The sequence below is a fragment of the Streptomyces sp. NBC_01571 genome, from assembly GCF_026339875.1.
Classification (GTDB): domain Bacteria; phylum Actinomycetota; class Actinomycetes; order Streptomycetales; family Streptomycetaceae; genus Streptomyces.
Map to the genome: position 1 here is coordinate 5,954,760 of NZ_JAPEPZ010000001.1, position 23,436 is coordinate 5,978,195.

At 71.6% G+C, this 23,436-nt stretch carries 22 protein-coding genes and 1 pseudogene; 15 read left to right on the top strand and 8 right to left on the bottom strand.

What is annotated here, in order from left to right:
• Positions 1–16: 16 nt before the first annotated feature.
• The 6 genes and pseudogenes from OHB41_RS26910 to OHB41_RS26935 form a co-directional block, all read right to left on the bottom strand.
• Positions 17–2,125, bottom strand: a complete 2,109-nt coding sequence (locus OHB41_RS26910) for a hypothetical protein (protein WP_266700728.1) — start codon at positions 2,123–2,125, stop codon at positions 17–19.
• Between the two features lie 141 nt (positions 2,126–2,266).
• A pseudogene (locus OHB41_RS26915) lies at positions 2,267–3,268 on the bottom strand (isopenicillin N synthase family dioxygenase).
• The gene (locus OHB41_RS26920) at positions 3,261–3,731 is read right to left on the bottom strand and encodes a nucleoside deaminase (protein ID WP_266700729.1); all 471 of its coding nucleotides are present in this window, start codon (positions 3,729–3,731) and stop codon (positions 3,261–3,263) included. Before OHB41_RS26920 ends, OHB41_RS26915 begins: the two are co-directional and overlap by 8 nt.
• A gap of 79 nt (positions 3,732–3,810) precedes the next feature.
• Positions 3,811–4,923, bottom strand: coding sequence for a glycoside hydrolase family 113 protein (locus OHB41_RS26925; RefSeq protein WP_266700730.1), 1,113 nt, complete (start codon positions 4,921–4,923; stop codon positions 3,811–3,813).
• Between the two features lie 172 nt (positions 4,924–5,095).
• The gene (locus OHB41_RS26930; RefSeq protein WP_266700731.1) at positions 5,096–5,740 is read right to left on the bottom strand and encodes a class I SAM-dependent DNA methyltransferase; all 645 of its coding nucleotides are present in this window, start codon (positions 5,738–5,740) and stop codon (positions 5,096–5,098) included.
• A 73-nt stretch (positions 5,741–5,813) separates the two neighbouring features.
• The gene (locus OHB41_RS26935; protein ID WP_266700732.1) at positions 5,814–6,224 is read right to left on the bottom strand and encodes a PLD nuclease N-terminal domain-containing protein; all 411 of its coding nucleotides are present in this window, start codon (positions 6,222–6,224) and stop codon (positions 5,814–5,816) included.
• Between the two features lie 186 nt (positions 6,225–6,410).
• Here OHB41_RS26935 and OHB41_RS26940 point away from each other — a divergent pair, with 186 nt between their 5' ends.
• The 9 genes from OHB41_RS26940 (at position 6,411) to OHB41_RS26980 (ending at position 13,845) form a co-directional block, all read left to right on the top strand.
• Positions 6,411–7,862, top strand: a complete 1,452-nt coding sequence (locus OHB41_RS26940; RefSeq protein ID WP_168529482.1) for a menaquinone biosynthesis decarboxylase — start codon at positions 6,411–6,413, stop codon at positions 7,860–7,862.
• A complete protein-coding gene (mqnP, locus tag OHB41_RS26945) occupies positions 7,859–8,761 on the top strand; it encodes a menaquinone biosynthesis prenyltransferase MqnP (protein WP_266700733.1) in 903 nt (300 codons plus the stop codon). The genes OHB41_RS26940 and mqnP overlap by 4 nt, the downstream gene beginning before the upstream one ends.
• A 31-nt stretch (positions 8,762–8,792) precedes the next feature.
• A complete protein-coding gene (locus OHB41_RS26950; protein ID WP_266700734.1) occupies positions 8,793–9,476 on the top strand; it encodes a UbiX family flavin prenyltransferase in 684 nt (227 codons plus the stop codon).
• 136 nt (positions 9,477–9,612) lie between these two features.
• A complete protein-coding gene (locus tag OHB41_RS26955; RefSeq protein ID WP_148009934.1) occupies positions 9,613–10,068 on the top strand; it encodes an Lrp/AsnC family transcriptional regulator in 456 nt (151 codons plus the stop codon).
• A gap of 255 nt (positions 10,069–10,323) precedes the next feature.
• On the top strand, positions 10,324–10,596 hold the full coding sequence (locus OHB41_RS26960) for a hypothetical protein (protein ID WP_266700735.1): 273 nt from the start codon (positions 10,324–10,326) through the stop codon (positions 10,594–10,596).
• 216 nt (positions 10,597–10,812) lie between these two features.
• Complete coding sequence (gene mqnE, locus OHB41_RS26965) at positions 10,813–11,976, top strand: aminofutalosine synthase MqnE (RefSeq protein ID WP_266700736.1); 1,164 nt, start codon at positions 10,813–10,815, stop codon at positions 11,974–11,976.
• Between the two features lie 86 nt (positions 11,977–12,062).
• A complete protein-coding gene (locus tag OHB41_RS26970) occupies positions 12,063–12,602 on the top strand; it encodes a GNAT family N-acetyltransferase (RefSeq protein ID WP_266700737.1) in 540 nt (179 codons plus the stop codon).
• Between the two features lie 94 nt (positions 12,603–12,696).
• Entirely contained in the window at positions 12,697–12,999 is a 303-nt protein-coding gene (locus OHB41_RS26975) for a DUF4229 domain-containing protein (protein WP_266700738.1), read from the top strand.
• A gap of 99 nt (positions 13,000–13,098) precedes the next feature.
• The gene (locus OHB41_RS26980) at positions 13,099–13,845 is read left to right on the top strand and encodes a TetR/AcrR family transcriptional regulator (protein WP_266700739.1); all 747 of its coding nucleotides are present in this window, start codon (positions 13,099–13,101) and stop codon (positions 13,843–13,845) included.
• On the opposite strand, the gene OHB41_RS26985 is transcribed toward OHB41_RS26980, so the two are convergent.
• Positions 13,805–14,683: a MaoC/PaaZ C-terminal domain-containing protein gene (locus tag OHB41_RS26985; protein ID WP_266700740.1), complete on the bottom strand. Its 879-nt coding sequence runs from the start codon at positions 14,681–14,683 to the stop codon at positions 13,805–13,807. The two genes, OHB41_RS26980 and OHB41_RS26985, sit on opposite strands and share 41 nt — an antisense overlap.
• Before the next feature lie 340 nt (positions 14,684–15,023).
• Here OHB41_RS26985 and OHB41_RS26990 point away from each other — a divergent pair, with 340 nt between their 5' ends.
• Complete coding sequence (locus OHB41_RS26990) at positions 15,024–16,979, top strand: AMP-dependent synthetase/ligase (protein WP_526024967.1); 1,956 nt, start codon at positions 15,024–15,026, stop codon at positions 16,977–16,979.
• A 142-nt stretch (positions 16,980–17,121) separates the two neighbouring features.
• On the opposite strand, the gene OHB41_RS26995 is transcribed toward OHB41_RS26990, so the two are convergent.
• The gene (locus OHB41_RS26995; RefSeq protein WP_148009945.1) at positions 17,122–17,325 is read right to left on the bottom strand and encodes a cold-shock protein; all 204 of its coding nucleotides are present in this window, start codon (positions 17,323–17,325) and stop codon (positions 17,122–17,124) included.
• Between the two features lie 343 nt (positions 17,326–17,668).
• On the opposite strand from OHB41_RS26995, the gene OHB41_RS27000 reads away from it, so the two are divergent.
• The 5 genes from OHB41_RS27000 (at position 17,669) to OHB41_RS27020 (ending at position 22,990) form a co-directional block, all read left to right on the top strand.
• The gene (locus OHB41_RS27000; protein WP_266700742.1) at positions 17,669–18,517 is read left to right on the top strand and encodes a menaquinone biosynthetic enzyme MqnA/MqnD family protein; all 849 of its coding nucleotides are present in this window, start codon (positions 17,669–17,671) and stop codon (positions 18,515–18,517) included.
• Positions 18,518–18,618: 101 nt separating this feature from the next.
• A complete protein-coding gene (locus OHB41_RS27005) occupies positions 18,619–20,370 on the top strand; it encodes a serine/threonine-protein kinase (protein WP_266706161.1) in 1,752 nt (583 codons plus the stop codon).
• Between the two features lie 88 nt (positions 20,371–20,458).
• A complete protein-coding gene (locus tag OHB41_RS27010) occupies positions 20,459–21,265 on the top strand; it encodes a prepilin peptidase (protein ID WP_266700743.1) in 807 nt (268 codons plus the stop codon).
• Positions 21,266–21,336: 71 nt separating this feature from the next.
• Complete coding sequence (gene mqnC / locus OHB41_RS27015; protein ID WP_266700744.1) at positions 21,337–22,536, top strand: cyclic dehypoxanthinyl futalosine synthase; 1,200 nt, start codon at positions 21,337–21,339, stop codon at positions 22,534–22,536.
• 7 nt (positions 22,537–22,543) lie between these two features.
• Positions 22,544–22,990 (top strand): hypothetical protein, encoded by a 447-nt coding sequence (locus OHB41_RS27020; RefSeq protein WP_266700745.1) that lies wholly within the window; start codon positions 22,544–22,546, stop codon positions 22,988–22,990.
• Positions 22,991–23,436: the final 446 nt, after the last annotated feature.

A 23,436-nucleotide genomic window follows, 5' to 3' on the forward strand; every position in this document is an offset into this window, starting at 1 on the left:
CGGTCCCCGTCCCGTGTCATCCCTGGCCCCCGGTCCCGTTCTCGTCGTCGGCCGGGACGCGCAGCGGGCGTCCGGCCAGCGCGTCCGACGGCCACTCCCGCGAGGCCCGCCACAGCAGCGGGTTGCCCGCGGACCGCAGGTTCGACAGCTGCTCCAGTTCGAAGCGGAGCCGTTCGCCCACCTTCGGGTCCGGCAGCACCAGCGGATCGGTCAGCTGCCAGACGGCGTGCAGCAGCCGTCGTACCCGCAGATGCAGTACGGCGTCCACGCTGTCCGGCGGCCGCTGGGCCGCGTCCGTGCGTCCGAGTGCGATCGACGCCCGGTCGTCGTGGCCGGCGTGGCTGTCGGCGTCCCGGCCGTCCGGATCGTGCGCGTGGTAGTACGGCGCGGACGCGATGAAGAGCAGCGTCGCGAGCCAGCTCCCGGTGTCGGCGCGCGGAAAGGTGTCGCGCAGATGCGCCACCGCGAAGTCCGCCTTGCCCAGCGCGAGTTCGTGGTGCAGCCGGTAGCGGTCCCGGTCGGGCAGGTCCTCGTCGCCGTAGTGGTCGACGAGGGTGCGGTGCACGGCCCGCCACCGCTCGTGGTCCGGGTCACCGTGGTGCAGGCGCAGCAGGAGCAGCGCGCGCAGGAACGGATCGCCCACGAACTGCCCGGCGGCCGTGGGCAGGCCCTCCCGCGCGAGCCGCTCCTCCAGGTCGAGGACGCCCGAGGCGCCGAAGTCGTCCGGGAGCTGGACCTCCGCGAGGGCGCACGCCGAGTCGCGGTCGTGGGCGGCGGCGAGCACGGTCAGTTCGTCGAGCCGGCCGCCGGGCACCAGCCGGTCCAGCAGTTCCAGATACGCGGGGCGGCCGTCGTGGTCCTCGTGGACGACGACGTCCGCGGTGAGCAACGCGCCCAGCGAGGCGGCTCCGCGCGGCAGGTTCTGCCGGGCGGACTCCGAGAGCAGGGTCACGCCGAGCGGGCTGCCCCCGGTCAGCCGGTGGGTCGCGTGCGGGAGGTGCGGCGGTACGTCCAGGCCCTGGGCGGTGGCGCCCAGCAGGTGCAGGGTGTCGTCCGGGGTCAGGGGCGGCAGCGAGAGGAGCAGTGCCCGCGAGGACGGCGAGGTGCCCGGCTCCCAGCCGGTGTGCCGGACCACCTCGGGGAGGGTGCGCCGGCCCGCGTTGCGGAGCGCCGGGTGGGTGTCCCCGCGCAGGGCGGCGAAGAAGACGACCTGGTCGGCGATGCCGTCGGCGCGGTCGCGCAGCACGGGTTCCAGCAGGCCGAGGCCGGCCGGCTCCCGCACGTTGTCGATCAGCACGACCGGGCGGCCCAGCCGGTGCGAGCGCTGCATGACCCCCGCGTACGCGTCGTCGAGATCGGCCAGCAGGGCCCGTACGAGATGGCGTTCGGCGTGCGTGCGGGAGTCGCCGCCGGCGCGGAAGTGCGCGGAGAGCAGGATCAGTCCGAGCTTGGCGTTGCCGCCCGCGTTCGGGTAGTCGCGGTACCAGGTGGCGGCCCTGCGCAGTCTGCGGTGGGTGGGGGCGATCCCCTCGGCGAAGGCCTCCAGGGTCGCCTCGATGATCGGCTCCACGACCGGGCCCGTACTGCTCATCGAGGCGATGAGTTTGGCGACGACCTTGCTCACCCAGCGGCCCGCGAAGCCCGACAGGCGTGAGCCCGTCTCGTTCAGGAGCAGGATGCGTTCCGCCTCCTGCCGGATGCGTGGCACGTCGCGGTCGCTCCAGCCGCCCGCCGCCACCGCGAGCAGCCCGGAGGCCAGCCGCGGGAAGCCGATCCGCCCCGCGCCGGTCACCGGCTCGGCGAGCTGCTCGGCGATCGTGGTGAGCGCCTGCCCGACCGGCGACCAGGACTCCGCGGGCCGCTCGGGCGCGGGAGCGGAGAACTGCCGCTCCTCGCCGTCGACGAGCGCGACCGGCGTATGGCCGCGGTAGGCGTCCCGCAGCTCGCGCAGTACCGCGCTCCTGCCCAGGCCCCGGCCGCCCGTGAACACCACGAAGGGCAGTTCCTTCGGGTGTTCGACGGGGGCCGAGCGCAGCTGGTACGGGCGCAGCCCGACGAGACGTGAAGCGAGACCGGGCGGGTCGGTGTCGAACAGCGCCCCGCGTCCGTGCAGCCCTCTGTGCACCGCATCTCCCCCTGGCGCGGTCCGGTCCTGCCTGTGCTGCTGTGAGGTGTATCAATACCAGTGTAAAAAGGGGGAGTTGTTTCGGACTAGGGTGCGTGATGTCCGTTTGGTTACGGGATTCTTCCGCGTCCTTTCCGGCGGCTAGCCCACAGTGATCGAATCGAGCTTGTCCCGCAGGTACGTGTGGGAGTCGACCGGCGGGTACGCGACGCGGCCCACCGGAGCCGGTACGGACTCCACCACCGTCCCCGGCGTGCACTCGCCGAAGTAGACCAGCGACATCAGTTCCTCGGCGGGCGCGTCCGCGGGCGGCGGCAGCACCCGGTGCCGCCCCGAACGCCATCGGTCGCCCGTCCAACGGGCCATCAGATCACCGATGTTGACGGTGAACGCCGCCGGATCGAAGGGGGCGTCCTGCCAGCCGTCCTCGTCCGTGAAGACCTGCAGCCCGCCCTTGCCGGCCTGCCGGTCGAGGAGGGTGACGGTGCCGAAGTCGGTGTGCGGGCCGATACGGAACTGGCCCGGCTCGGGCGCGCCCACGACCTCCGTCCCCGGATATCAGTTGATGTTGAAGCCGTACGTCGGGTGGTCCATGTGCCGGGTGAAGAAGTCCGGCTCCAGGCCGAGCGCCTCGCCGAGGAGGGCGAGCAGGTGGTTCTCCAGTTCGCCCATCCTGGCCAGGTACTCCACGCACAGCTCCCGCAGCCCGGGGGCTTCCGCCGGCCACACGTTGGGCGCGTACCACTCCGCGTTGGTCTCCGGGTCCTCGAACGGCTCGTGCGTCGCGAAGGTCAGCGACTCCTTGAGGTCCGGCGGGGTCTCGGTGCCCTCGGAGTACCCGTTGGCCTCGGCGCCGGGACCGAGCCAGCCGCGTCCGCCGACCCGGGCGGCGTACGGCTGTTTCGTCTCCGTGGGCAGCACGAAGAAGGCGCGCGCCGCCGCCCGGATCCGGGCACGCAGGGACGGGTCGACGCCGTGGCCGGTGACGAGGAGGAAACCGGCGGTCCGCAGGGCGTCGTCGACGGTACGGGCGATCCGCGCGCGGGTCGCCCGGTCGCCGGCCGGCCACGGCCGCAGATCGACGGTCGGGATGCGAGGGCGGGCCGGGGGCTCCGCCCGGCGGGGGGCCCGGGGGTCACTCACCGATGTCCTCGTTCCACAGGGCCGGGTTCTTCTCGACGAAGTCGCGCATCATGGCCGCGCACCCGGGATCGTCCAGCAGGACGATCTCCACACCGTGCTCGGCCAGCCAGCCGTGGCCGCCGTGGAAGGTCCCGGCCTCCCCGATCACGACCCGGGAGATGCCGAACTGCCGGACCAGACCACTGCAGTACCAGCACGGCGACAGGGTGGTCACCATGGTCGTACCGCGGTAGGTCCGCTGCCGTCCGGCGGCACGGAAGGCCGCGGTCTCCGCGTGCATGGACGGGTCGCCGTCCTGGACGCGCCGGTTGCGGCCGCGCCCGAGGAGGGTGCCGTCGGCGCCGTACAGCGCGGCGCCGATGGGGATGCCGCCCTCCGCGAGCCCGGCGCGTGCCTCCTCGACGGCGGTGGCGAGCCACGCGCGGGCCCGTGCCGGGCCGACTGCCTGATCGATGCGCTCCATGACTCCTACTCTCCTGTGGCCGGAGCGCGAGGGCAACGCGCGACAGCGCTCTCCCGGCGAGCCGGACCCGGACGGACCGTCAGCGGCAGTGCCGCGCGTACTGCCGGGCCAGCGCGTGGAAGGACTCCTTCGGCTCCCAGTGCCAGCCGGCGGCGTCCGGAGCGCCGGGCCGACGGTCCTCGACCGTCTTGACGAGGGAGTAGCTCGCCGTGTCGAGATCGTGGCGCGGATCGCGGGGACGGTGCGGGGCGTCCGGGGTGACGAAGGTGTACGCCATCGCCGAGTACAGGCCCATCGACTCGAACACCGACAGCACGTCCGTCAGATACGCGGCCTGTGCGTGCTCGCTGCGGACGATGCCCTTCTTGATCTCCGGCGGCTCCTTGCCGTGGTCGACGACGTCCCAGCCCATGCCGCCGCGCTCCGGAGCGCCCTCGAAGGTGCAGCAGCCGAACTCCATGACGGCGACGGGCTTCCCGAACCGGGTGTACCGGGAGAGATCGCGGACGTACGCGTCACGGTGCCGGAAGAATCCGTAGTAGTCGACGCCGACGAGATCGAAGAGCCCCCAGTCGACGTCCTCGTCCTGCGCGGCGGCGTACGTCAGCCGCCCGCGGAAGACGGAGCGGCCCACGCCCGCCGCCCGCGCTGTGAAGCGGTGCAGGCGCCGTGCCATCGTCACCGGGTCGAACGTGCCGTTGAGGAGGTTCTCGACGCGCTCCTGGGCGTTGGCGCCGGGCACGATCCCGGGCACGTACAGCACGAACTCGCACCCCACGCTGAGGTGCACCCGGGCCCCCTGCCGGCGCAGCCGCTCCGCGGAGCGGCCCGTCTCCGCGAGATGGTCGAGGATGTCCCGCTCCGGCACGTCGCCCAGGGTCGGTTCGAGCCAGACGTGCAGGCCCCGCTCCGCGGCCTCGGTGGCCGTGGCGGCGAGCCGTTCCACTCCGTCGCCGGTGACCTTGACGGAGTTGGCGTGCAGGTCGTGCGCGAGGGCGCGCAGGTCGCCGCGCATCCGCCGGGCGCTCCACCCCGTGCCGGGTGTCCCCCCGTCCGCCACCTCGTAGACCGCGCCCCGGTAGGTCAGTCCACGCCGGCCGGCCGTCGCCCCGGCCCGCCCCGCGGGCAGCACCGCCGCCGCCGTCCCCGCCGCGGCCATTCCCAGGAACCGAGCCCGGCTGATCCCCTGCATCGCGCCTCCCCGTGTCGTCGTCCCGACCCAGTCTGGGAAGCGGTCCGCCACGGCGCCGTCCGCCGATGGTCTACGGGCGACGGCCGAAGGTATGAGCCGGGGCGGGGCGCTCAGACCATCGGCGGACAGCGTGGAGCGTGGACAGCGGGGGTGGCGCGTCGGGGCACTCCGGCTACTCCCGCTCCCTGCGGGCCAGTACGAACGCCTGGGGCGTTTTCTCCCGCGCGTCGGCCTCGCGGACGAGACGCGCGACCTCGACCAGCCCGGCGGCGCGCAGCAGTCCCGCGACCCGCTCGGGCGGGAAGCGGTGGACGTCGAGGTCGAGGTCGTGCCCGTACGCGTGGTCCAGGTGCACCCGCTCGTCCCCCACCTTGTAGGCGAGGAGGAGATGGCCGCCGGGAGCCAGTACGCGGCGGAACTCTCCGAAGAACAGCGGGAGTTCCTCCAGTGGCGTGTGCACGGTGGAGTACCAGGCCAGCGCTCCGGCGAGTGCGCCGTCCGCGATGTCGAGAGCGGTCATGGTCCCCACCTCGAACCGCAGCTCCGGATGGCGGCGGCGGGCCACCGCCACCATCCCCGGCGACAGATCGATCCCGTACGCGTCCAGCCCGAGCCCGTCCAGATATGTGGTCACCCGGCCGGGCCCGCACCCGAGATCCGCGACCACCCCGCCGCCGCCGTCCTTCACCTTCTCCGCGAAGGCCCCGAGCACGGCCCGGTCGAACGGCTTGTCCGCCAACTCCGTCCTGAGCAGCTCGGCGTAGTCGTCGGCGACGGTGTCGTACGACGCCCTGATGGCGTCCGGGCGAGAGGTCATGGCGGCGGACCCTAGCCCGCGTCACCGACAACGCGTCCCCAACGACGGTCTTCCGCCGGGCCGTTCGCCCGGCTCAGGACTCGTCGTCGGACTTGCTCCGCTGCTCCCGCCGCCGCAACTCCTCCTCGCGGCGCTGCAGGTCGGCCTCCCAGTCCTTCAGGAGTGCCTCGTCACGGTCCGGCCGCTCGGCCTTCTCGGTCCTGAGCGAGTTGAGGAACTCCGGGTTGTCGTCGGGGGCGACGTACGGCGTGCCCTGGTCGCGGCGCCAGCCGGTGGCCGCGGCGCCCGCCGGGCCCCCGCGGCGCGTGCGGCCCGCGACGAGCCAGGCGACCGGCCCGACCAGTACTTCGCCGAAGAGCAGGATGATGATCACCCACACCACCTTCGGCAGGCCGCGGACCTCTTCCTCGGGAGTGTTCAGGCAGTCGATGAAGGCGTAGATCCACAGCGCCAGGACCAGCAGGAAGGGCAGATACCTGAGCATGGCCGAACGGTCCCCCAGTGAGCGACGGCGGGGCGGCACACGGCCCCGGTGACGCGGCCAGGGTAGCGGTTGGCCCCGCCGCGGCGAGCCGGGTCGGCCCCGATCGCCGGACGGGGCGGCCCCCGCCCGCCCGGCGACGGTGGGGCGCACGCAGCCGCCCAGGGGGCCTCGGCGATACTGGAACGCATGGCTTACGACGATCTTCGCTCCCTGCTGCGGGCACTGGAGCGCGAGGGCGACCTCAAGCGCATCAAGGCCGAGGTGGACCCGTACCTGGAGGTGGGGGAGATCGTCGACCGGGTGCAGAAGGCCGGCGGCCCCGCGCTGCTCTTCGAGAACGTGCGCGGTTCCGCCATGCCGCTCGCCATGAACGTCTTCGGGACCGACCGGCGCCTGCTGAAAGCCCTCGGTCTGAAGTCGTACGGCGAGATCTCCGACAAGATCGGCGGACTGCTCAGGCCCGAGCTGCCGCACGGATTCGTGGGGGTGCGCGAGGCCTTCGGGAAACTCGGCGCGATGGCCCACGTACCGCCGAAGAAGGTCAAGGAAGCACCGGTGCAGGAGGTCGTCCTGCGCGGCGACGACGTCGATCTCGACGCGCTGCCCGCCCTCTTCACCTGGCCCCAGGACGGCGGCTCCTTCTTCAACCTCGGGCTGACCCACACCAAGGATCCCGAGAGCGGCATCCGCAATCTCGGGCTCTACCGTCTGCAGCGCCACGACAAGCGCACCATCGGTATGCACTGGCAGATCCACAAGGACAGCCGGAACCACTACCAGGTCGCGGCGCGCAGGGGGGAGCGGCTGCCCGTCGCGATCGCCTTCGGCTGTCCCCCCGCCGTGACGTACGCCTCCACCGCGCCGCTGCCCGGTGACATCGACGAGTACCTCTTCGCCGGGTTCATCCAGGGCAAGCGGATCGAGATGGTGGACTGCAAGACCGTCCCGCTCCAGGTCCCCGCGCAGGCCGAGGTGGTCCTGGAGGGGTGGCTGGAGCCGGGCGAGACGCTGCCCGAGGGGCCGTTCGGCGACCACACCGGGTTCTACACGCCGCAGGAGCCCTTCCCGGCGCTGACCATCGACTGCGTGACCATGCGGAAGCGGCCGCTGCTCCAGTCCATCGTCGTGGGCCGGCCGCCGACCGAGGACGGCCCGCTGGGCCGGGCCACCGAGCGCTTCTTCCTGCCCCTGCTGAAGATCATCGTGCCGGACATCGTGGACTACCACCTGCCGGAGGCGGGCGGCTTCCACAACTGCGCGATCGTCGCGATCGACAAGAAATACCCCAAACACGCCCAGAAGGTGATGCATGCCGTCTGGGGCGCCCACATGATGTCCCTCACCAAGCTCATCGTGGTCGTCGACTCGGACTGCGACGTCCACGATCTCCACGAGGTCGCGTGGCGGGCCCTGGGCAACACCGACTACTCCCGTGACCTCACGGTCGTGGAGGGTCCCGTCGACCACCTCGACCACGCCTCCTACCAGCAGTTCTGGGGCGGCAAGGCGGGTATCGACGCGACGAGGAAATGGCCCGAGGAGGGCTACACCCGGGACGGCGGCTGGCCCGAGATGGTGCTGTCCGACCCACAGACGGCAGCGACGGTCGACCGCCGCTGGAAGGAGTACGGGCTGTGAGTTCAGCTTCCGCGGCGCTCCCGCAGCCGGGCCGCACCAAGGCGTTCCTGCGCCTCGTCATGATCGAGCACTCGGTGTTCGCACTGCCCTTCGCGTACATCGCCGCGCTGACCGCGATGTACGAGCTGGACGAGAACATCCACTGGGGACGGCTGTTCCTGGTGACCGTCGCGATGGTCGGGCTGCGCACCTTCGCGATGGCGGCGAACCGGATCATCGACCGCGAGATCGACGCCCGCAACCCCCGCACCGCCCACCGCGAGCTGGTCACCGGCGCGATGAGCGTGAAGCACGCCTGGACCGGCGCGCTGGTCGCCGTGGTCTTCTTCCTGGGCGCGGCGGCCCTGCTGAACCCGCTCTGCCTGGCGCTCGCGCCCATCGCCGTGATCCCGATGGTGGTGTACCCCTACGGCAAGCGGTTCACGAACTTCCCGCAGGCCATCCTGGGGCTCGCGCAGGCGATGGGACCGATCGGCGGCTGGCTGGCGATCACCGGCGAGTGGTCCTGGAACGCGGTGATCCTGGGACTCGCGGTCGGCGTCTGGATCGGCGGCTTCGACCTGATCTATGCCTGCCAGGACGTCGAGACGGACCGCGAGGTCGGTGTCATGTCCGTACCGGCGCGCTTCGGCATCCCCGCCGCCGTCCGCGGAGCACGGGTCTGCCACGCCGTCACCACCGCGCTCTTCGTCTGGTACGCCCTCGCCACCGGCGCCGGTGCCTTCTTCTGGTTCGGCCTGGTGATCGTCGCGGGCGCCTTCCTCTACGAGCACAGCATCGTCAAGCCGCACGACCTGTCCCGGCTGAACCGCGCGTTCTTCAGCGTCAACGGGTTCATCGGCATCGCTCTGTTCGTGTGCGCCCTGCTCGATCTGCTCGTCCGCGGGCTCACGGTCTGAATCCCGACAGCCGCCGGATACCCTCGACATCATGAAGCCAGGACAGACGCAGCGCCGGCCTTGGATCGTGGGGGTGTCCGGCGCGTCGGGTACGCCGTACGCCGCCGCTGTGCTGCGTGCGTTGCTGGCCGCGGGAGAGAGCGTGGACCTGGTCGTCAGCAGGGCCTCGCGGCTCACGCTCCTCGACGAGACCGGACTCTCCTTCCGCGACGCGCACTGGCGGGACGACCTGCGGGAATGGCTGGCGCGGGGCGCGGACGGCAAGCCCGGCGCCTTCGACGTTCCCGAGGGGCACCTCGACGCCGTACGGCACTGGAGCGCGGGCGACCTGGCGGCGGGCCCGTCCTCGGGTTCGTACCCCTCCAAGGGCATGCTCATCGTGCCCGCCTCCACGGCCTGTGTGGCGGGCGTCGCCCTCGGCCTGTCGAAGGACCTGCTGCAACGCGCCGCGAGCGTGACCCTGAAGGAGGGGCGCCGGCTGGTCGTCGCCGTCCGCGAGACCCCGCTGAACGGGCAGACGCTGCGCCACCTGGTCTCCCTGGACGACGCGGGCGCGACCGTGCTGCCCGCCTCGCCGGCCTTCTACGCGGGCGCCACGCACATCCAGGACCTGGTGGACTTCGTCGCCGGGCGGGTGCTGGACGCCGCCGGCGTCGAACACCGGCTGTACCGCCGCTGGGAGGGCGAACTCGGCGGTGGCTCCCGCGCGACCTGAGCACCGGCGGCAGGACCTCCCGGTACCACCTCGGTACCGCGTCAGCACCACCTCGACACGACGGAACGACCTCGCACGACTCAGCGGACTCACACACTTCAGGACTCACACACTTCAGCGGAAGGCTAGCGATCGCATGGACGCGGTGGACAGGCAGCTCATCCAGGCCCTGAGAGAGAACGGCAGGGCGTCCTACGCGGAGCTGGGGCGCCTCGTCGGTCTGTCGGGGCCCAGCGTCACCGACCGCATCAACCGGTTGGAGGCGGCCGGGGTCATCACCGGGTACCGCGCCACCGTCGACTCCGCCTCGCTCGGTCTCGGGGTCACCGCCCTGATCGGCATCTCGCTGTCCGACGCGGCCGACCACGAGGACGTGGCCCACCGCATGCGGGACCTCGGTGAGATCGAGGACTGCTGGTTCATCGCGGGCGACGACTCGTTCATGCTCAAGGTGCGCGCGAGCGACGTGGACGGCCTGGAGAAGACCATCCGGAGGCTGTCGGGAACGAAGGGCGTCTCCAGGACCCGTACGACGATCGTGCTCTCCACGAAGTGGGAGAACCGGGTGGGGGAGCTGCCCGAGGAGGAATAGGAGGGGGGCGGGACGTGCTCCCGGGGCCGCCGGGGGTACGTCGTGCCGGGGGGCGGTTCCCCGTGGGGGGCGCCGGTCAAGTGCCCGCGCCCGTATGCCGCTTCCTCTCCTCGTACCGGTTCCCGCCGCATCCATCGGGTCGAGCGGGCGTCCGGGGTCTCGTCCTGCCGGATTTCCGTGAGTGCCATGATGGGGCGTGCAGGATCTTCGTACCTGCGTGCCGGGGACTCCGACGCCGACAGCAAGGAAGCCGACATGGCCACCGGAACCGGAAACACCTCCGCCGACAGCCCCGCGGCCCTCTACGGGCCGGTGTCGCTCGGCCTCGGCATCGTCGCCCTGATCGCCGTGGCACTCTCCGGCTTCGTCGGAATCGCGGTCCCGCTCCTGGCCGGCAGCCTCGCCGTCACCTTCGGCGGCCTCGGTCTGGCCCGCGGTCTCCACCGGGGTCGAAGCGTCATCGGGCTCGCCACCGGCTCCCTGGGCGTGCTCTACCCGATCCTGGCCGTCATCGCCTTCGCTTCCTGACACCGTCGGTTCCGGAGCGAATCCCCCGGCCGCCATGGGGAGTTCCCCGACCTCTGGGCCGCCTCACGGCACCCGGGGGAATGCTGACGACCATGAGCGCACTCTCGGGGCGCGCCCCCTCCCGAGCGCCCGCCGGGTCCCCTCCGGCGGGGCCGTGAACCGGCGGCGACCAGGCTGGGCGTACGGTTGGGGGGTCTGTCGGAGAAAGGTGTGAGCATGGATGTCGGGCTCAAGCGCGAGCTGGAGGACAAGGTCCGGGCCGGTGAGCGGCTGACCCGCGAGGACGGCATCGCGCTCTACGAGTCGGACGACCTGGCCTGGCTCGGCGGACTCGCCCACGAGGTGCGCACGCGGAAGAACGGCGACGTCGTCCACTTCAACGTCAACCGCCACCTCAACATGACGAACGTGTGCACCGCGTCGTGCGCCTACTGCTCGTTCCAGCGCAAGCCGGGCGAGAAGGACGCGTACACGATGCGTATCGAGGAAGCCGTCCGTCTCGCCAAGGCGATGGAGAACGAGAACCTCACCGAGCTGCACATCGTCAACGGCCTGCACCCGAACCTCCCGTGGCGCTATTACCCGCGCTCCCTCAGCGAGCTGAAGAAGGCCCTGCCGAACGTCTCGCTGAAGGCGTTCACGGCGACGGAGATCCACCACTTCGAGACGATCTCCGGCATGTCGGCCTCCGACATCCTGGACGAGCTGATCGAGGCGGGCCTCGAGTCGCTGACCGGCGGCGGCGCGGAGATCTTCGACTGGGAGGTGCGCCAGCACATCGTCGACCACCGCACCCACTGGGAGGACTGGTCGCGTATCCACCGCCTCGCGCACTCCAAGGGCCTCAAGACCCCCGCGACCATGCTGTACGGGCACATCGAGGAGCCCCGCCACCGTGTCGACCACGTCCTCAGGCTCCGTGAGCTGCAGGACGAGACCGGCGGCTTCCAGGTCTTCATCCCGCTGCGCTACCAGCACGACTTCGTGGACATGAAGGACGGCAAGGTCCGCAACAAGCTCCAGGCCCGCACCCAGATGGCGACCGGCGCCGAGGCGCTGAAGACCTTCGCGGTCTCCCGGCTGCTGTTCGACAACGTCCCGCACGTCAAGGTCTTCTGGGTCATGCACGGCGTACAGACCGCGCAGCTCGCCCTCCAGCACGGCGCGGACGACATGGACGGCTCGGTCGTCGAGTACAAGATCACGCACGACGCGGACAACTACGGCACCCCGAACAAGCTGACCCGCGAGGATCTGCTCGACCTGATCCGCGACGCCGGCTTCCGCCCGATGGAGCGCAACACCCGCTACGAGATCATCCGCGAGTACGACGGCCCGGACCCGGAGCGCCGCGAGGCCCCGCAGCCGATGCGCGTCTGACGTACCGGCGCGCGCCGGCCGCTGTTCAACGGAGCGACCTCCGCGGTTGAGGGAGCTCTGACCTCGATGTTCTAGCCTGGGTGACCGTGCCACTGACGTTCACCCTCTTCACCGAGGACACGAAGCCGACCCCGTCCCTGCCCGACCAGTTGCTCGCGCTCTGGACGGACGTCACCAACGCGGGCGGCGCGGTCGGATTCGTGCCGCCGGTGACCCCTGCCGACATACGCCCCCGCGCCGAGGCCCACCTCGGCGCCATGGCCGAGGGCCGCACCCGGCTCCTCGCCGCCTTCACCGACGACGGCCGGCTCGCCGCCACCGCCTTCCTCTCCTTGAACGACCACCCCCTGATGCGCCACTGGGCCTGGCTCTACACCGTCATGGTCGACCCCGCGCTCCAGGGCCGCGGCTACGGCGCCGAGCTGCTCCAGGAGGCCGAGCGACGGGCCCGTGACCTCGGCCTCGACGCGCTCCGGCTCACCTGCCGGGGCGGGGAGGGACTGGAGCGCTTCTACGCCTCCTGCGGCTACAAGGAGGTCGGCCGGGTGCCCGAGGCGATACGTGTCGCACCGGGCGACGACCGGGACGACATCATCATGCTGCTGCCTCTGCCGCGCGGCGAGTGAGGCCCCCCTGAGTGATCCGCACTCCCGGCGTGCTTCACTGGACGGTGCCCTTTGGGAACGTTCGAAACGGTTCGGAACGGAAGAGTGGATTGACATGGGCCGCTACACGCTGATGCGCCTCGGTATCTTCGCAGGCTGCCTCGTGGTCGTCTGGGGTCTCGTCTACTCGGGCATCGCTCCGCGCGGTCTGGGCGACTCCAACTACATGTGGGTCGTCCTCCTCGCCCTGGTGATCTCCGCGCCGATCAGTTTCGTCGTGCTGCGCAAGGAGCGGGACCGGGCCTCCGCCCAGGTCGTCGCGCGCGTGGACCGCGCCAGGGCCAACCTGGAGGAGAACCGGCGCCAGGAGGACCAGGCGGACGACGCCGCCCGCGGCGCGCAGAGCCAGCCCTCCTGACACCGGCCCTCCTGACACCCCCGCACCGCAGGCCGCACGGTCCCGGGCCCCGGCCTGTCCGGTGCCGGACAGGCGGCGGCCGATCGTACGCTTGCCCGTATGGGTGCTGTGAAGAACAAGCGGATGCCGCGTGCGGTGCGCGAGCAGCAGATGCTGGACGCCGCTGTGCGGACCTTCGGGCAGCGGGGTTACCGGTCCGCGTCGATGGACGAGATCGCCGATCTGGCAGGCGTGTCCAAGCCGTTGGTGTACCTGTACCTGAACTCGAAGGAAGACCTGTTCACCGCCTGCATCCGGCGTGAGGCCGTGGCGCTGACCGCGGCGGTGCGCGCGGGCGTCAGGCCCGGCCTGACCGCCGACCGCCAACTGTGGGAAGGGCTGCGGGCGTTCTTCACCCACACGGCGCAGAACCCCGACGGCTGGTCGGTGCTGCACCGCCAGGCGCGCACGCACGGCGAGCCGTTCGCGGCCGAGGTCGCCACGATGCGCGAGGAACTCGTCGCGTTCGTCACCCAGTTGATCCTGATCGCCGCGCGTGAGGCGCATCGCGATCCGTCCCTGCCCGAGCGCGAGGTCGCCGGGCTCGCCGAGGCCCTCGTCGGTGCCGCGGAGTCCCTCGCGGCCTGGGCCAACGCCACGCCGGGCGTCTCCGCGAAGCAGGCCGCGGCGACCCTGATGAACTTCGCCTGGGCGGGCCTGGGCGACCTCATGGAGAACCGCCCCTGGTCGCCACCGACGCCGCCATCGCTGCCGCCATCGCTCGACGGCCAGGGACAGACCGGCCTGGACCCTGTGCGGACTCGGCCTACACCCGGTCGGGGTCTCCGGGGCGCACCTCCCCGGTGAGATGCGGGTGGCCCTGGTCGCCGGGGGCGCGCAGTTCGAAGGCGGGGCCGTCGGCGGCGTAGATGACGGTGCCCGGCAGGAGGACGGGGGCCCGGAAGTCCGCGCGCACGCGCACAGGGCCCTGCGGCCCCTGTTCCGCGAGGCAGCGGGCGACGGTCCACATGCCGTGCGCGATGGCCCGGGGGAAGCCGAAGAGGCGGGCGGTGAACGGGTGCAGATGGATGGGGTTGCGGTCCCCCGACACGGCGCCGTAGCGGCGTCCGACGTCGCCGCCGAGACGCCATTCGGCACGGGCGGGGAGGGGACGCGTCGCCGTGTCCGCGTTCCCCCACGGTGCCGGTCCCGGAGCTGTCGAGGGGGATCCCACGACTGTCCGGTGCCGCGCCAGATACGTACTCCTCGACGCCCACACGAGTTCGCCGCCCGCTCTCGCCTCCGTGACGACGCGGGCCTCGGTCCCGCGGCGGTGCGGTGCCAGTCCCTCGACGTACACGGCGAGTTCGTACGTTCCGGTGGCGGCCGGTGCCCGCCGCTGCCTGATCTCGATCGACGTGTGGACCAGCCCGAGCAGCGGCAGCGGGAACGGGCGGCTCGCCATGATGCGCATGGCGAGCGGAAAGCCGAGGACGTGCGGGTACGTGATCGGGAGCGCGTCCGAACCCGTGGCGAAGCCGCAGATGCGTTCGTAGCCGGCCAGGTGGGCGAGATCGATGGACAGATCCTGGCGGACGAGCCGGGTCGGGGGGACGGGGGCGTCCGGGCGGGGGCGCTTGAGGGGGGAGAGGAGGGCCCCGCGGAGGAGGTGAGGGGTCATGGAGAGCATGTGGCGGTCGGCCATTGTCCAACTCCCGGCGGGGACGTAGATTTACTCCAGAGTAAGTTACCCGGGGTAAGGCTACGCCACGGATCAGAAGTGGGTCTGTCCAATCGCCTTTCGGCTCGTCCGGCGTGCGAGGGTGAGCCCTTCGGTCGGCGGGGGTCCAGGAGGCGGAGCCCCCTGGCGGGGTCCGGGGCGGAGCGCCGGGGAGGGCACGGGTAGGGGCGGCGGGGGCGAAGGAATGGGCTACCTCGGGTAACTCGCACCTCGCCCGCCCCAAACACCCACAAACCCCACACCCCGGCCCCGTACGATCCCGCTCACCCCTGTCTCGCATGAACCCCCCACGCCCCAGGCCCGTATGAGACTTCGGCCCCCCTTCGGGCCGACCTGGTCCGGCAGACGAAGGAGTCGCCCCGTGCCCAGCCCGTACCCCTCCCCGCCCTCCCTCGTGGAGCCGGAGATCAGGCGGTTGGACGGCGTCGTGCGCGAGGTGTCCGTGCCGCCCCTGGTCGCCCAGGTGACCCACGGCTCGCTCGCCGACATCCCGTTCGACAACGCCACCGACGCCCCCGGGGCACCCGTCCTCAGCCGCAAGGACCCCGGCGGCGGCTGGAAGGACGTGACGGCGGCCGAGTTCGCCGCCGAGGTACTGGCGGTCGCGAAGGGGCTGATCGCCGAGGGCCTGGCACCGGGCGACCGCATCGCGATCATGGCGCGGACGACGTACGAGTGGACGCTGCTGGACTTCGCCGCCTGGGCCGCCGGGCTCGTCACCGTGCCCGTCTACCCCACCTCGTCCGTCTTCCAGGTCCGCTGGATCCTCCAGGACTCGGGAGCCGTCGCCCTCGCCACGGAGACCGTGGCCCAGGCATCCGCGCTCGGCCCGGAGCGCGACCGGATCCCCGACCTGCGGCACATGTGGGTCTTCGAGAAGGGGCACGTGGAGCGGCTGGCCGAGCGGGGCCGGGAGATCCCGGACCAGGAAGTCGCCGTGCGCCGCGGCGTGCTGGGCCCCGACACGCTCGCCACCCTCATCTACACCTCGGGCACGACCGGCCGCCCCAAGGGCTGCGCGCTCACCCACGGCAACTTCTTCGCCGAGATCGACAACGCGGTCGAGCTGCTCTACCCGATCTTCAGGACCAAGACGTCGGACGCCGCGTCCATGCTCCTCTTCCTGCCCCTCTCGCACGTGTTCGGGCGGATGGTCGCGGTGGCCTGCCTGCGCGCCCGGGTACGGCTGGGGCACGCGCCGAGCCTGCACACCGAGGACCTGCTCGCCGACCTGGCGAGCTTCCGGCCCACGTTCCTGCTGGCCATCCCGTACGTCCTGGAGAAGGTGTTCAACACCGGCCGGGCGACGGCCGAGAAGATGGGCCGCGGCGCGTCCTTCGACCGGGCGGCGCGCATCGCGTGCCGTTACGGCGAGGCGGTCGAGGCCCGGCAGCACGGCACCGGCCCGGGTCCCTCCCGCTCCCTGCGGGCGGCCCGCGCCCTCTACGACCCGCTGGTCTACCGGCGTATCCGCAACGCGCTCGGCGGCAGGGTCCGCTACGCGATCTGCGGCGGCTCCCCGCTCGGCCGCCGCCTCGCCGCGTTCTACGCGGGCGCCGGTATCGAGATCTACGAGGGGTACGGCCTGACGGAGGCCACCGCGGCCGCCACGGTCACGCCCCCGCTCAAACCCCGGCTGGGCACGGTGGGCTGGCCGCTGCCGGGCACCCGGGTACGGATCGCGGGCGACGGAGAGGTCCTGCTGAGCGGCGCACAGATCTTCCGCGGCTACTGGGATCCGCACGCGGGCGGAGTGGTCGACGCGGCTCCCGACGGCTGGTTCGCCACCGGCGACATCGGAGAGCTGGACGACGGCGGCTATCTGTCCATCACCGGCCGCAAGAAGGAGATCCTGATCACCGCGGGCGGCAAGAGCGTGGCCCCCGCGCCCCTGGAGAACTGGCTCCGCTCGCACCCCCTGATCGCCCAGTGCATCGTCCTCGGCGACCGCCGGCCCTACGTCACCGCCCTCGTCACCCTCGACCTCGACGGCATCACCCACTGGCGCCAGATGATCGGCAAGCATCCCGTGCCGCCGGAGCTCCTCGTCGACGACCCCGAACTGAACGTCATCCTCCAGCGCGCGATCGACGAGGCCAACAAGCTCGTCTCCCGCCCCGAGTCCATCCGCCGCTTCGCCGTCCTTCCGGTGGACTTCACGGAGGAGGCCGGTCATGTCACCCCCACCCTGAAGCTCAAGAGGGCCGCGATCGAACGTGACTTCGCGAAGGAGATCGAGAGCCTGTACCTGAAGTCGTGACGCCGTGACGCCGTGGAGCGGCGGGATCCGGTGGAGTGGCGAACGGTGGGAAAGGCAGGAGCCCCGCGACCGGCTGGCGCGGGGCTCCTTGGGTACTGCTATCCGTTCCGGATCAAAGCATTGGGCTCATGGAGCCGAAGGCTTAGAGCGGAGTGACGTTCTCCGCCTGCGGGCCCTTCGGACCCTGCGTGACGTCGAAGGAAACCGCCTGGTTCTCTTCGAGAGAGCGGAATCCGCTCGCGTTGATCGCGGAGTAGTGGACGAAGACGTCCGGGCCGCCGCCTTCCTGGGCGATGAAACCAAAGCCCTTTTCGGCGTTGAACCACTTCACGGTTCCGGTAGCCATAAGCCCTCCTTGGGCCCAAAGGGTTGCCCTGCTCCAGAACCTGCGATTGTGTAAACAACTGCATACGTCTGAAAACGACGAGAGCCCGCGGTCACATGCTCCGCAGGCTCTGTACTGCAAGGGAAACCAAACTGCAACTTGCGGCGAGCCTAGCACGCAGGCAGCCGAAAGCAATAGGGGGAAAGATCACGTCACCCGGATGTCTGATCCGTCCGGCGTATGCGTTGACGTCGTGGTGTCGGCCCCTCGGCGCGAGGGTGGACACAAGGGGTCGGGACGGCCGGCGAAGCCTCGCGGGGACCCTGAGGACTGCACCGTATCGCATGGGGTCTAGCCTCGCGATGTGGACAATTCTCGCACCCGGCCGCGCGTCGGCCACATCCAGTTCCTGAACTGCCTGCCCCTCTACTGGGGGCTCGCGAGAACGGGCACGCTCCTCGACTTCGAGCTCACCAAGGACACCCCGGAGAAGCTCAGCGAGAAGCTGGTGCAGGGCGACCTCGACATCGGGCCCATCACGCTCGTCGAGTTCCTCAAGCACGCCGACGAGCTGGTGGCCTTCCCCGACATCGCGGTCGGCTGCGACGGTCCGGTGATGTCCTGCGTGATCGTCTCGCAGGTCCCGCTGGACCGGCTGGACGGCGCCAGGGTCGCCCTCGGCTCGACCTCTCGTACGTCTGTACGCCTGGCGCAGCTGTTGCTGGCCGAGAGCGTGGGGGTCCAGCCGTCCTACTACACGTGCCCGCCCGACCTCAGCCTGATGATGCAGGAGGCCGACGCCGCCGTACTCATCGGTGACGCGGCGCTGCGGGCCAATCTGCTCGACGGGCCGAAGTTCGGTCTGGAGGTGCACGACCTCGGCACCCTGTGGAAGGAGTGGACGGGGCTGCCGTTCGTCTTCGCCGTGTGGGCCGCCCGCCGCGACTACCTGGAGCGCGAGCCGCTCGTCACCCGCAAGGTGCACGAGGCGTTCCTCTCCTCCCGGGACCTCTCCCTCGACGAGGTCTCCAAGGTCGCCGAGCAGGCCGCCCGCTGGGAGGCCTTCGACGAGCGGGTCCTGGAGCAGTACTTCACCACCCTCGACTTCCGCTTCGGGGCCCCGCAGCTGGCGGCCGTACGGGAGTTCGCCCGGCGGGTCGGCTCGACCACCGGGTTCCCGGCGGACGTACGGGTGGAGCTGCTGAAGCCCTGAGGTTCTGAAGCCCTGGGGCCCCGGGCGCTCGGAGGCGTACGGAACTACCCTGCTGGGCAGTGCGTCCAGTGCGTACGGGGGAGGGATGAGCTGTGAGTGTCATGCAGCCGCTCGGAGTCGACGAACCCACGGTCGTGGGGCCCTACCGGCTGCTCGGCCGGCTCGGCTCCGGTGGCATGGGGCGTGTGTACCTGGGCCGCAGCGCGGGCGGGCGTACGGTCGCGGTCAAGATCGTGCACCCGCACTTCGCGCTGGACGAGGAGTTCCGCGCCCGGTTCCGTCGCGAGGTCGAGGCCGCGCGACGGGTGGGCGGCGCGTGGACGGCCCCGGTCCTGGACGCGGACCCGGAGGCACCGGTGCCCTGGGTGGCGACGGGATACGCGGCCGGTCCCTCGCTCGCGGCCGCCGTCGGGGACGCCGGCCCCTTGCCCGTTCCGTCCGTACGGGTGCTGGGCGCGGGCCTCGCCGAGGCGCTCGGGGCCGTTCACGTGCTCGGCCTCGTCCACCGCGACGTCAAGCCCTCCAACGTCCTGCTGACCCTCGACGGCCCCCTCCTCATCGACTTCGGCATCGCCCGCGCGACCGACGGCACGGCCTCGCTCACCTCGACGGGCGTCTCCGTCGGCTCTCCCGGCTACATGTCGCCGGAGCAGATCCTCGGCAAGCCGGTCACGGGAGCGGCCGACGTCTTCTCGCTCGGCGCGGTACTGGTGTACGCGGCGACGGGGGAGTCCCCCTTCCCCGGTGACTCCTCGGCCGCCCTCCTCTACAAGGTGGTGCACGAGGAACCCAGACTCGGCTCCCTGGAGGGCGAGTTGCGGGACCTCGCGGCGGCCTGTCTGGCGAAGAACCCGGACGGGCGGCCGGCCCCCGCCGAGGTGGCCGCGCGACTGGCTCCTGGCGGAGCGGCCCGCTCGGTGACGGCGGGATGGCTGCCGGGACCGCTGGTCGAGCAGGTCAGCCGCAGCGCCGTGCAGTTGCTGAACCTGGAGGCGACGGAGGCCGCGCCGTCGGGACCGGTGGGGTTCAACAGCCCCTCGGTGGGCACGGATTCCGGCGCCGGGTCGCCGGAGGCCGGGATGTCGGGCGCCGGTTCGCAGGGGGCGGGCGGAGTCTTCGGGCCGCCGCCCGCGATGCCCCCGTACCCCGCGCATGCCACGCATCCCGCACACGTACCCGACCAGCGGGAGCCGCGGGACGCGGCCCAGGTCCAGGCTCGGGCCGGCCACTCCACCGGTCCCGGCCACGACCCCGGCAAGCTCTCCGTCAGTCTGGCCGCGACCTCGGCCTCCGGCACGAACGGCCGTGGACACAGGGTCAGTTGCACGGTGGCTCTCGCGGTCGCCGGAGCACTGGCGGCGGTGACGGTGGGCTCGGCGTTCCTCTTCGACCTGCTGCCGGGCGGCGGTCACCCCTCGGACTCCGGCGGTGCCGACGCGACGGCGAGCCGTCCGGCGGCCTCGCCGGACGCGTCCGGCCCGGCGGGCACGGAGCTCGGTTCGGTGCCCGCGAAGTACCTCGGCACCTGGGAGGGCGACGCCTACGCGCTGGACGGGAAGCTGCCCGCGGGCACGTTCCGCGTCACCCTGCACCGCGCCGCCGTGGGCAGGGAACTGGGCACGTTCCGGTCGACCGACCTGATCGGCGGCGTATGCGACGACGTACTCGTCCTGAAGAAGGTCACGGACCAGCGGCTGACCGCGACGAGCATCGCCAGGAAGTCCAACCCCGGCACCTGCACGACGGGCAGCCACGAGGTGCGGCTGACGCCCGCCGGGGGCGACCTCAAGTACGCGACCGACAACACGGACGCGGGCGATCCGGTGGCGCGGATGTCGAAACTGCCCAAGTAGCCGACGAGGCAGGGCCCATGAGGTCCGGGCGGGGGCGAGGGACCACGGGAGACAGGCCCTGCCCGGACCGCGGCCGGCTGCGTAGGGTGTGCGCGTGGACCCCGTTCTCTGGCTGACCGCCGTCGCCGCCGCCTGGGGCGCGGCGGCGGGTGTGCTCGTGCCGCGGGCCGCCCACCGTTTCTCCGTCGAGCCGGACGAGGCATGGCGGGACCGGTGTCCCGGCGGGCACGCCATCACCGGTGTCGCGGGCGGCTGGCTCGGACCCGCCCGCTGCGCCGAGTGCGCCGGCCGTACGGTGCCGGCGGCGTCCGGCGACGCGGGGCGCCCGGCACGGGTCGCTGTCGCAGCGTCGTACGGACCGCGCACGCCCCTCGTGGCCCTCACCACCGCACTGGTCTGCGCGGGTCTCGCCCTCGCCACCGGAATCCGTCCCGAGCTGGGCGCCTGGCTGCTGCTCGCGCCGCTCGGAGTGCTGCTCGCGGTCGTGGACTTCGGGGTGCAGCGGCTGCCGGACGTGCTCACCCTGCCGCTCGCGGGCCTCGCGCTCGCGCTGCTGGGCGCCGCCGCCGTCCTCCCCGAGCACGCCGGGAGCTGGCCGACCGCGCTGTTCGGGGCACTCGCGCTGGGCTGCGCCTACTTCGTCCTCTTCCTCGTCAATCCGAACGGCATGGGGTTCGGGGACGTCAAGCTCGCGCTGGGACTCGGGGCGGTGCTCGGCTGGTACGGATGGGGGACCGTCGTCCTCGGGACCTTCGCGGGGTTCCTCTTCGGCGGACTGTACGGACTGGGCCTCGTCCTCGCGCGCCGCGCCGGGCGCAGGACATCGATCCCGTTCGGGCCGTTCCTGATCGCGGGGGCGTACGTCGGGCTCCTGATGGGGGCGTACGCGGCCTGACGTCGGGCTCCTGGTGGGGCTGGCGTAGGCTGGCCAGGTCCGTCCACACCCTTATGAAAGGGACGCTCCCGGTGACCGAGAAGGCCGACCTTCAGTCCGTCCTCGACCGTGCCGCCGAGGGCGGGCGCATCACCCCGGAAGAGGCGCTCGACCTCTACCGCGCCGCCCCGCTGCACGCGCTGGGCGCCGCCGCCGACGCCGTACGCCGCCGCAGGTACGCCGGCACCGAGCACATCGCGACGTACATCATCGAGCGGAACATCAACTACACGAACGTGTGCGTCACGGCGTGCAAGTTCTGCGCCTTCTACGCCGCGCCGAAGGACACCGCCAAGGGCTGGACCCGCGACCTCGACGACATCCTGCGCCGCTGCGCGGAGACCGTCGAACTCGGCGGCACCCAGATCATGTTCCAGGGCGGACACCACCCCGACTACGGCGTGGAGTACTACGAGAAGCACTTCTCCGCGATCAAGGAGAACTTCCCCCAGCTGGTCATCCACTCCCTCGGCGCGTCCGAGGTCGAGCACATGGCCCGGATCTCCAAGGTGAGCGTGGAGGAGGCCATCACCCGGATCCACGCCGCGGGCCTGGACTCCTTCGCGGGCGCCGGTGCGGAGCTGCTGCCGGCGCGTCCGCGCAAGGCGATCGCCCCGCTCAAGGAGTCCGGCGAGCGCTGGCTGGAGATCATGGAGACCGCGCACGGGCTGGGTGTCGAGTCGACCTCGACGATGCTCATGGGCACCGGCGAGACGAACGCCGAGCGCATCGAGCACCTGCGGATGATCCGCGACGTACAGGACCGGACCGGCGGTTTCCGCGCCTTCATCCCGTACACCTACCAGCCCGAGAACAACCACCTCAAGGGCCGCACGCAGGCCACGCTCTTCGAGTACCTGCGCATGATCGCGATCGCCCGGCTCTTCTTCGACAACGTGGCCCACATCCAGGGCTCCTGGCTGACCACCGGCAAGGAGGTCGGCCAGCTCTCGCTGCACTACGGCGCGGACGACCTCGGCTCGATCATGCTGGAGGAGAACGTGGTCTCCTCGGCCGGCGCCAAGCACCGCTCCAACCGCATGGAGATCATCGACCTGATCCGCAAGGCCGGGCGCGTGCCCGCCCAGCGGACCACGACGTACGAGCACATCGTCGTCCACGACGACCCGGCGGACGACCCGGTCGACGAGCGGGTCATGTCGCACATCTCGTCCACCGCGATCGCGGGCGGCACCGCCCACCCCGAGCTGAAGCTGCTCGCGTCCAACTGACGTTGTCGTGCTGACCATTCACGCCGCCGACGAGCTGCGGCTCAGCTGGGACGCGGAGGCCGTGCGGGACGGCGCGGTGGCCGTGCGGGGGGACCGGGTCGTGGGGGCAGGGCTCCTGGGTGAGCTGCTGGAGCGTTTTCCCGGGGCACGGCTGAGGCGCTGGCCCGGTGTGCTCGGGCCCGCGCTGGTCCACGAGGGCCCGCTGCCGCAGGCGCCGTCCCCGCGCGAACGGGTGCACGCGGTCCTGAAGTCGGGCTCCACCGCCGTACTGGAGCGGTACGCGGGCACACCCGACCTGCGTGCCGCGGCCGTCCGCAACGAGGTCGCCGTGCTTCCGCGTGCCCGCGAGACCGCGATCGCCGACACCGGACGTGCCGATCTCGCGGTCTTCGACACGGACGGGACGTGCGTCGCGACCGTCTGCGCCGGCCGGCTGGTGCACCGACGCCGCTGAGCCGCTTCGGGACGGCCGTCGAACGTCCTCCGCTCGGCTGTCGGACGTCCACCCGCTCGGCTGTCGGACGTCCCCGCTCGGCCGTCGAAGGGGCTCGGCTCATCCCGCGAAGGCCCGCGCGAACGCCCCAGTCCTGCTGTGTGAGGCACCCCGGGTGCCGCGTCCGAGGTGTCGTCGGCGCGTGCGGAGCACCCCGCCTCGGCCAGAGCGAACAGACAGACGAGCCCGGCGGCCGGCCTCAGGAAACTCATCATTGCCTATGCACCGGCTCTCGTGATTTCCGCCCCAGGACGGAAACAAAATGCGATTCCGGCGATTCCGGGGCTCAAAGGTGGCTCATCCGATGGCCGTCCCTGAATGCAGGAGGCCCATGGGCAGACCATGTACGGGGGTCTCGAATCGGAAGAGTCGGACATGTGACCGGGCATAGGGTTCATATGCACCGG

What these genes read in the sequence shown, in the direction of transcription:
- OHB41_RS26930 (WP_266700731.1), bottom strand. Translation starts at nt 5,740, where the DNA reads ATGACCTCTCGCCCGGACGCCATCAGGGCGTCGTACGACACCGTCGCC.
- OHB41_RS26940 (WP_168529482.1), top strand. Translation starts at nt 6,411, where the DNA reads ATGGCTTACGACGATCTTCGCTCCCTGCTGCGGGCACTGGAGCGCGAG.
- OHB41_RS26980 (WP_266700739.1), top strand. Translation starts at nt 13,099, where the DNA reads ATGGGTGCTGTGAAGAACAAGCGGATGCCGCGTGCGGTGCGCGAGCAG.
- OHB41_RS26960 (WP_266700735.1), top strand. Translation starts at nt 10,324, where the DNA reads ATGGCCACCGGAACCGGAAACACCTCCGCCGACAGCCCCGCGGCCCTC.
- mqnE (WP_266700736.1), top strand. Translation starts at nt 10,813, where the DNA reads ATGGATGTCGGGCTCAAGCGCGAGCTGGAGGACAAGGTCCGGGCCGGT.
- OHB41_RS26925 (WP_266700730.1), bottom strand. Translation starts at nt 4,923, where the DNA reads ATGCAGGGGATCAGCCGGGCTCGGTTCCTGGGAATGGCCGCGGCGGGG.
- OHB41_RS26920 (WP_266700729.1), bottom strand. Translation starts at nt 3,731, where the DNA reads ATGGAGCGCATCGATCAGGCAGTCGGCCCGGCACGGGCCCGCGCGTGG.
- OHB41_RS26995 (WP_148009945.1), bottom strand. Translation starts at nt 17,325, where the DNA reads ATGGCTACCGGAACCGTGAAGTGGTTCAACGCCGAAAAGGGCTTTGGT.
- OHB41_RS26955 (WP_148009934.1), top strand. Translation starts at nt 9,613, where the DNA reads ATGGACGCGGTGGACAGGCAGCTCATCCAGGCCCTGAGAGAGAACGGC.
- OHB41_RS26975 (WP_266700738.1), top strand. Translation starts at nt 12,697, where the DNA reads ATGGGCCGCTACACGCTGATGCGCCTCGGTATCTTCGCAGGCTGCCTC.
- OHB41_RS26950 (WP_266700734.1), top strand. Translation starts at nt 8,793, where the DNA reads ATGAAGCCAGGACAGACGCAGCGCCGGCCTTGGATCGTGGGGGTGTCC.
- OHB41_RS26935 (WP_266700732.1), bottom strand. Translation starts at nt 6,224, where the DNA reads ATGCTCAGGTATCTGCCCTTCCTGCTGGTCCTGGCGCTGTGGATCTAC.
- OHB41_RS27005 (WP_266706161.1), top strand. Translation starts at nt 18,619, where the DNA reads ATGCAGCCGCTCGGAGTCGACGAACCCACGGTCGTGGGGCCCTACCGG.
- OHB41_RS26985 (WP_266700740.1), bottom strand. Translation starts at nt 14,683, where the DNA reads ATGGCCGACCGCCACATGCTCTCCATGACCCCTCACCTCCTCCGCGGG.
- OHB41_RS26990 (WP_526024967.1), top strand. Translation starts at nt 15,024, where the DNA reads ATGAGACTTCGGCCCCCCTTCGGGCCGACCTGGTCCGGCAGACGAAGG.